This window comes from Mesorhizobium sp. M7A.F.Ca.ET.027.02.1.1 (assembly GCF_004022985.1).
GTDB lineage: Bacteria > Pseudomonadota > Alphaproteobacteria > Rhizobiales > Rhizobiaceae > Mesorhizobium.
The window spans coordinates 1-7,552 of the sequence record NZ_RZOL01000302.1 but is presented as its reverse complement, the minus strand read 5'-3'; the positions used below and the strand labels follow the sequence as shown (position 1 = coordinate 7,552).

The window sequence follows — 7,552 nt, the reverse complement described above, 5'->3', positions numbered from 1 at the left end:
GCGTCGAGATGCATAGCCGCGAGGCGAGGCGCGACGGCGAGACCGAGCAGCGGCTCTACCTGGTTTCAGCCTGGAAGGAATCGCCGCTGTTTTCCCTGCGCGAACGCGCCGCCCTTGCCTGGACCGAGGCCGTCACCCTGATCGCCAACAATGGCGTGCCGGACGAGCTCTATGCAAAGACGCTCGAGCATTTCTCGGAAGAGGAATTGGTCAAGCTGTCCGTTGCGCTCGGCATGATCAACACCTGGAACCGGCTGTGCATTCCGTTCCAGGCCATTCACCCGATGCCGGCGGCCAAGGCCGCCTGATTGTCCATTTATGTTGGGAGCGCCGTCGAAAGGCGGGGCTCCCACTTTCAAAGGGAGCGTTTGATGCCTGCCGATATGCCTTCGACCTTGTTGTTTCTCGCTCGCCTGTTGCTCGGCGGCGCCTTCGTCTTCGCCGGCCTGCGCAACATCCAGAACGCGGCCTTTCTGACCCATATGATGGCCGCGCGCGGTGTGCCGCAGGCAAGATTGGCGCTGTGGCTCGGCATCGTGCTTCAGATCGCCGCCGGCGTGCTGGTCATCGCAGGATTGTGGACGGCACTCGCGGCCGCGGTGCTGCTGCTGTTCCTCATCGTCGCCACGCCGATGTTCCACAATTTCTGGGACCATCAGGGTCCGGACCGTGCGTCCCGCATCAATGGCTTCGTCGGCAATGTCGCCCTGAGCGGTGGCTTTCTGACCCTGATCGCGCAATCCGTTTGACGCATAGTTGCATGCCGACTGCGGCCTCTGGTGCCGACGCTCGATCATAAAATCGGAACCAATCGAGGCGTTGACGCATTTCACACCTGCATGCCCAGCATCCAGGATGGAATATGAAAATCGCCCATGTCGCGCCGCTTTATGAATCGGTGCCGCCAAGGCTCTATGGCGGCACCGAGCGCATCGTCTCGTATCTAACCGAAGCGCTGGTCGATCTGGGCCATGAGGTGACGCTGTTCGCCAGTGGCGACAGCCAGACTTCCGCGACGCTGGTAGCCAGCCGGGAACGCGCGCTGCGCCTCGATCCGCGTCCGCTCAAATCCGAGATCGCTGCGCATCTTTCGATGCTTGCACAGGTGAGGGACCGGGCGTCGGAGTTCGATGTCATCCACTTCCACCTCAGCCATTTCCTGCACTTTTCCTTCTTCGAGGATCTCGCCGACCGCACGGTGACGACGCCGCATGGCAGGCTGGATTATGTGGACCTGGCGCCGGCCTATGAACGGTTTCCGCGTTTTCCCCTGATTTCCATTTCGCACAGCCAGAAGGCGGGCCTTGCCAAGGCCAATTGGCTGGCGACGATCCATCATGGATTGCCGACCGCTCTCTACGAACCGACTTTCGAGACGACGGCGGAAGAACCCTACCTTGCCTTCCTCGGCCGGTTCTCACGCGACAAGCGCCCGGATCGTGCCATCGAGATCGCCTTGCGGTCGGGGCTCAAGCTGAAGCTCGCGGCAAAGATCGGCGACGACGACCGCGCCTATTTCCACGAGGTGGTCGAACCGTTGATCGACGGCGATCGCATCGTCTATGTCGGCGAGATCGAGGAGGACCAGAAGGCGGAATTTCTCGGCAAGGCGGCCGGCCTGCTGTTCCCGATCGACTGGCCGGAGCCGTTCGGGCTCGCCGCCATCGAGGCCATGGCTTGCGGTACGCCGGTGATCGCCTGGAATTGCGGTGCGCTGTCCGAGATCATCGATCAAGGCGTCACCGGTTTCATCGCTGACACGATGGATGGCGCGGTCGCCGCGGTGCCTGATTTGCTGCAACTCGACAGGCGCAAGGTGAGGGCCGTTTTTGAAAAGCGTTTTTCCGCTCGAAGAATGGCCGGCGACTATCTGGCCGCCTATGCACGCCTGATCGGCGTGCCGACCGAGGCGAAGGCGTCTTGAGCAACGACGTGCTCGAGCCACGACAACGAAACAACAGGGATCTTTGACGAATGGCCCAACTCGATGAGCGCCAGCTCGATCCCGCGGTTGCGCTTGCATCGCTCGACGCCACCGCCCCTCGCGAGCCGCATCGGCTGTTTGCGCTCAAGCAGGGCGATTGCTTCGCGGTTGCCGACGCCTATGGCGACATACGTGGAGCCGGCGACGGTTTCTTTCGCGACGACACACGGGTTCTTTCCGAGTTCCGGCTGACCGTCGGCGGCAGGCAGACATCGCTGCTCGGCGCCTCGCTCAGCCAGGACAATGTGCTGTTCACCACCAATTTGACCAATCTGCCGATACAGAGCGCCGGCGGACGCGACATCCCGCAGGGAGCCATCCACATCGAACGCGTCAGACTGCTCTGGCAAGACAGGCTGTTCGAACGCATCACCCTTTCCAATTACAGCCGGGAACACTCCACGATCAGCGTCTCCCTGCACTATTCCGCCGATTTCCGCGACATGTTCGAAGTGCGGGGGTCGACACGGCTGAAGCGTGGGCTGGCCCATGCCGCCGAAACAGACGCGACGTCGGTCCTGCTGCGCTATGACGGGCTCGACGGCCTGGCCCGCCTCTCTGCGATATCGTTCTCGCAGGCGCCGGACCAACTGACAGCCAACCGTGCCGATTTCCTGATCGCCGTGACCAAGCGCAGCAGGAAGGTGCTCTATGTCGAGGTCGGTCCCGAGGTGGCCGACAAGCCCGACCGCGACCGGTTCCGCGCCGCTGCCGCCCGCGCCCGCTTTGGCATGCGGGCCAAACGTCGCCATGGCGCGACGGTGCGCAGCTCCGGCCGCGTCTTCAACGACTGGGTCGAGCGCGCCCGCGCCGATGTCGCGCTGCTGACCACCGAACTGGCGACCGGCCCCTATCCCTATGCCGGCATCCCCTGGTTCTCGACGGCGTTCGGTCGTGACGGCGTCATCTCGGCGCTGCAGATGCTGTGGCTCAATCCCGGCCTGGCGCGGGGCGTGTTGGCCTTTCTGGCCCAGCATCAGGCGACCGAGACCTCGCCGTTCAGCGATTCGCAGCCGGGCAAGATCATGCACGAGACCCGCAAAGGCGAAATGGTGGCGCTGCGGGAGCTTCCCTTCGGCCGCTACTACGGTGGCGTCGATACGACACCGCTCTACATCTATCTTGCTTGCGCCTACGCCGATCGTACCGGTGACATGGCGTTCATCGACGGCCTGTGGCCTTCGCTGTGCGCGGCGGCCGAATGGACGGAGGAGGCGGGCCAGGAGACCGGATTCGTGACTTACCAGCGAGCGGCCGAGTCCGGCCTCGCAAACCAGGGATGGAAGGACAGTTTCGATTCGGTCTTCCATGCCGATGGCCGCATTCCCAAGGGCCCGATAGCCCTGGTCGAAGTGCAGGGCTATGTCTTTGCCGCCTTCCGCGGGCTGGCCAAGCTTGCCCGCCGCCGTGGCGAGGACGACAAAGCCGATCACTGGGAGGACCGCGCCGAGGCGATGCGGGTGGCGGTGGAACGCGATTTCTGGCTTGACGATCTCGGCTTTTATGCCCTCGCGATCGACGGTGCCGGCGAGCCCTGCAAGGTGCGGACCTCGAATGCCGGGCATCTGCTCTTTGTCGGATTGCCTGAGCCGGCGCGGGCCCAGATGGTCGCCGACCAGCTGCTTTCCGCCTCCTTCCATTCCGGCTGGGGGCTGAGGACGCTTGCCGACGATGCGGTGTTCTTTAACCCGATGTCGTACCACAATGGCTCGATCTGGCCGCACGACACCGCCATATGCGGTGCCGGCCTGGCGCATTATGGCGAGCGTGAAAGCGTGGTTCGCCTGATGAGCGGCACATTCGAATCCGCGGTCCATTTCAACATGCGGCTGCCCGAACTGTTCTGCGGGTTTACACGCGCGCCGGGCGAAGCACCCATCGCCTATCCCGTCGCTTGCCTGCCGCAAGCGTGGTCGGCGGGATCCGCCTTCATGCTGATGCAGGCCTGCCTTGGCCTGGAGATCGACGGCTGGGATGGCGAAATCCGCGTCACCCGCCCGAGACTGCCGATCGGCATCGATACGCTGACACTGCGGCACCTGGGCGTCGGCGACCGGGTCGTCGATCTCACCTTCCAGCGCGTCGGTGACCGGGTCGTCGCTTTCCTTGCCGACCGCCATGAAGGGCTGGTGCCGCTCATCGTAAGGACATGATCCGAACAAAATTGCCGGAACCGATCCGAGCTTTGTGCGTTGCAAAAATAGGTCCGAACGCTGACCACGTGGTCGGCGGACCATTTCAAACGGGAACACGAACAAACGGTCGCCGACGGCCGGGGTGAGTTGACATTCAATGACAAACTACGGTGCGGACCTGCTCTGGGTTCTGATCTTCGCGAGCCTCGGTTTTTCCGCTCTTGCCGTTTTCCTCTCCATATCGCGGCACCGTCGCCGTCATCCACCCGCGGTCGCACATACGGCAGGCGAAGATGTGGCCGCGGAAGCCGCGCGCAAGGTGATACGGGAGTTCGAAAAGAATGGCCAATCGGCCGATGCCGCGCTGGTGACCTGGTCGCCCGAAACATTGCGCAAGATCCTGGCCGACGATCTGCCCGATGCGCAGGTCATCGTGGTGTCCAATCGCGAACCGTACATCCACAATGTGAAGGGCGACGGCGTCGAGTTGCTCGTCCCGGCCAGCGGACTGGTGTCGGCGCTCGAGCCCATTACCCGCGCCTGTGCCGGCACCTGGATCGCCTATGGCGGCGGAACGGCGGACCGCCTCACCGTCGACAACCACGATCGTGTGCAGGTGCCGCCTGGCAACCCGTCCTACACGCTGCGCCGAGTCTGGCTGACGGAGGAAGAGCACCAGGGCTATTATCTCGGTTTCGCCAATGAGGGCCTTTGGCCGCTTTGCCATATCGCCTTCACCCGGCCGATTTTTCGCGCTTCGGACTGGGCTGCCTATGAAGCCGTCAACCGCAAGTTTGCCGATACGGTGGTTGCCGAGGCCCGCAACGAGCGGCCGATCGTGCTGGTCCAGGACTACCATTTCGCGCTGCTGCCGCGCATGATCCGCGAGCGCCTGCCGGAGGCGATCGTCATCACTTTCTGGCATATCCCGTGGCCGAACTCGGAAGTGTACAGCATCTGTCCCTGGCGTGAACGCATCCTCGAAGGGCTGCTCGGCAGTTCGATCATCGGCTTCCACACCCAGTTCCACGCCAACAATTTCACCGAAAGCGTCGATCGCTTCCTGGAAAGCCGCATCGAGCGGGCCGATGCGGCCATCTCCTACGGCGGACGGACCACATTGGTGCACGCCTATCCCATCTCGATAGAATGGCCGGCGGACCTGCTGGCGAAACTTCCCGATGTCGACGATTGCCGCGCTCGCATGCGCGAGAGGTTCGGCCTTAAAGCTGATGTGAAGCTGGCCGTCGGGGTCGAGCGCCTCGATTACACCAAAGGCATTCTTGATCGGTTTCACGCTTTGAACGAATTGTTCAAGCGACAGCCTGAATGGATCGGAAAACTTGTCTTCCTGCAGGTCGCGGCACCCAGCCGCGGCACGCTGCCGGCCTACAAGCTGCTCCATGACGAGTGCCACCGTTATGCCGAAGAGCTCAACCGGCGTTATGGCAGCGAGGGCTACAGGCCGGTGATCATGGTGGCCCAACATCACTCGCAAGAACAGGTTTACGAGATCTATCGGGCCGCCGACATATGCATGGTCACCAGCCTGCATGACGGCATGAACCTCGTCGCAAAGGAATTCGTCGCCGCGCGCGACGACGAGCAGGGTGTTTTGATGCTCAGCACCTTCGCCGGCGCCTCGCGCGAATTGCTGGAGGCGCTGATCGTCAACCCTTACGATGCCGCCATGATGAGCGGAGCGCTGGTGCAGGCATTGACCATGGCGCCCGAAGAACAGCGCGAGCGCATGCGACCCATGCGCGAGACGATCCGCAACAACAACGTCTATCGCTGGGCCGGCAGCATGCTTCTGGATGCGGCACGTTTGCGCAAGCGCGGAGACCTCGATCGGGTAACCGGTGCCGCCGGCGACCCGCCGCCCAGCGTCGACAATGTCGTCTCCATCTTTGAGCGCAGACGGATGGCGATGTCATGAGCGATACGCTGCAGAAGATGACTGGCGAGACCCTGCAAAAGCCGCAGGCCGTCATGGAGAAACCGCTGCCTGTGCTGGCCGGCGAGTGGGCATTGTTCCTCGACATCGACGGCACGTTGCTGGAACATGCCGAGCACCCGGACGCAGTCTCGGTCAGCGACGAGCTTCGCTCCTTGCTGCAAGGCCTGGACCGCAAGCTGAACGGGGCGTTGGCGTTCATCACGGGCCGGTCCGTTGCGGCCGTCGACCATCTGTTTCAGCCTTTGAAACTGCGCGCCGCCGGGCTCTATGGCCTGGAACATCGGCTCCTGCCGGACGACGACGTCGAAATCGCGGACGAGCCGGCGGATATCGCAGCCCTTGCCGACGAGATCGAGGCCGAGCTCGGTCGTGGGGCCTATATCGAGCGCAAGGGACGGGTGCTGGCCATCCACACGCGCGCCGCCCCGCATCTGCTTCCGCGCGCGACGCAGCTTGTCGAGCAGGCGCTGGCCGGTTTGCCAAAGGGCTACCGGGTGGTTGCCGGCAACGCCGGCGTGGAATTGCTGCCGCTGGAGGCGGCCAAGGGTGCCGCGATTCGGCGTTTCATGGAGATTGCGCCATTCGCAGGTCGCCGCCCGGTCTTCCTGGGCGACGACACGTCGGACGAAAACGGCTTCGAAACGATCAATGATGCCGGCGGCATATCGATACGGGTCAAACCACCGGCGCAAACCACCGCGCAGTACGGGCTGGCCGGCGTTGCCGAGACGCTGGCCTGGCTGAGAGGTCAACTCTAGGTCCAGCCGACGCAACCGTGATCGCGCCTCTGGAAGGACAAGGAAAGGAACGGTTTCGATGGGACGCTTTGCACAATTGGTTCGAGAGATCACGCCGAACTGGCTTCACGCTCGCTCCTCCCGCCATGAGATCGCCGACGTTTCACCGTCCGACGCGGACTACAGCTGGCAAGAGGCGATCGACAACAAGATGTATGGGGCGGATACATCTGACTATTCCCATGTGCCGGAAAAGTCTGTTTCGGCAAAACCGGCAGGCGACAGGCCCGCGGACGAGAACGACCGCGTTCCAAAGAAGGCCAATTGAGGTCCCGTCGGAGCCCGATAGTCGCTGTTCCTATGCCGCAAATCTCAGCCCGCCGTCGCAGGTCAGCACCTGGCCGGTCATGAAGCCGTTGGAGACGAGGAAGGCGATTGCGTCGGCCACGTCTTCGGCCCGACCGACGCGGCCGACCGGGGTCTTCCCGGCATAGTCGGCAAAGATCGTTTGCCTCTGCTCTTCGGCCAAAAAATCCCACCAGGGCGTGTCGATGACGCCCGGCGCCACGACATTGACGCGCAGCGGTTTCAGTTCCAGGGCCAGGATCGGCACCACAGTCAACAGCATGCCGTTGATGGCGGCGATACCGGTGACGCCGGGCGTCGCGAGCTGCGCCGACACGGCCGAGATGAAGGTGACCGATCCGGCCTTGTTGAGTGTCGGCAAGGCGGCCTG

Annotated in this window: 8 protein-coding genes; 7 read left to right on the top strand and 1 reads right to left on the bottom strand. The window is 63.2% G+C overall.

All coding sequences use genetic code 11. The features are described from left to right. The 7 genes from EN749_RS26020 to EN749_RS25990 all read left to right on the top strand — a co-directional run. Positions 1-308, top strand: a 308-nt coding sequence (locus tag EN749_RS26020) for a carboxymuconolactone decarboxylase family protein (RefSeq protein WP_145991008.1), incomplete at its 5' end; no start/stop codon positions are given. 63 nt (positions 309-371) lie between these two features. Next, entirely contained in the window at positions 372-749 is a 378-nt protein-coding gene (locus EN749_RS26015; RefSeq protein WP_128364231.1) for a DoxX family protein, read from the top strand. 113 nt (positions 750-862) lie between these two features. Further along, positions 863-1,924, top strand: a complete 1,062-nt coding sequence (locus EN749_RS26010; protein WP_128364230.1) for a glycosyltransferase family 4 protein — start codon at positions 863-865, stop codon at positions 1,922-1,924. A gap of 50 nt (positions 1,925-1,974) precedes the next feature. Continuing rightward, entirely contained in the window at positions 1,975-4,137 is a 2,163-nt protein-coding gene (locus EN749_RS26005) for an amylo-alpha-1,6-glucosidase (protein WP_128364229.1), read from the top strand. Between the two features lie 139 nt (positions 4,138-4,276). Then, positions 4,277-6,058: a trehalose-6-phosphate synthase gene (locus EN749_RS26000; RefSeq protein ID WP_128364228.1), complete on the top strand. Its 1,782-nt coding sequence runs from the start codon at positions 4,277-4,279 to the stop codon at positions 6,056-6,058. Then, complete coding sequence (gene otsB, locus EN749_RS25995) at positions 6,055-6,837, top strand: trehalose-phosphatase (RefSeq protein ID WP_128364227.1); 783 nt, start codon at positions 6,055-6,057, stop codon at positions 6,835-6,837. The genes EN749_RS26000 and otsB overlap by 4 nt, the downstream gene beginning before the upstream one ends. Positions 6,838-6,895: 58 nt before the next feature. Next, a complete protein-coding gene (locus tag EN749_RS25990; protein WP_128364226.1) occupies positions 6,896-7,144 on the top strand; it encodes a hypothetical protein in 249 nt (82 codons plus the stop codon). Positions 7,145-7,174: 30 nt separating this feature from the next. On the opposite strand, the gene EN749_RS25985 is transcribed toward EN749_RS25990, so the two are convergent. Next, on the bottom strand, positions 7,175-7,552 hold a 378-nt coding region (locus EN749_RS25985), incomplete at its 5' end, for an SDR family oxidoreductase (protein WP_128364225.1).

What these genes read in the sequence shown, in the direction of transcription:
- EN749_RS25990 (WP_128364226.1), top strand. Translation starts at nt 6,896, where the DNA reads ATGGGACGCTTTGCACAATTGGTTCGAGAGATCACGCCGAACTGGCTT.
- EN749_RS26005 (WP_128364229.1), top strand. Translation starts at nt 1,975, where the DNA reads ATGGCCCAACTCGATGAGCGCCAGCTCGATCCCGCGGTTGCGCTTGCA.
- EN749_RS26010 (WP_128364230.1), top strand. Translation starts at nt 863, where the DNA reads ATGAAAATCGCCCATGTCGCGCCGCTTTATGAATCGGTGCCGCCAAGG.
- EN749_RS26015 (WP_128364231.1), top strand. Translation starts at nt 372, where the DNA reads ATGCCTGCCGATATGCCTTCGACCTTGTTGTTTCTCGCTCGCCTGTTG.
- EN749_RS26000 (WP_128364228.1), top strand. Translation starts at nt 4,277, where the DNA reads ATGACAAACTACGGTGCGGACCTGCTCTGGGTTCTGATCTTCGCGAGC.
- otsB (WP_128364227.1), top strand. Translation starts at nt 6,055, where the DNA reads ATGAGCGATACGCTGCAGAAGATGACTGGCGAGACCCTGCAAAAGCCG.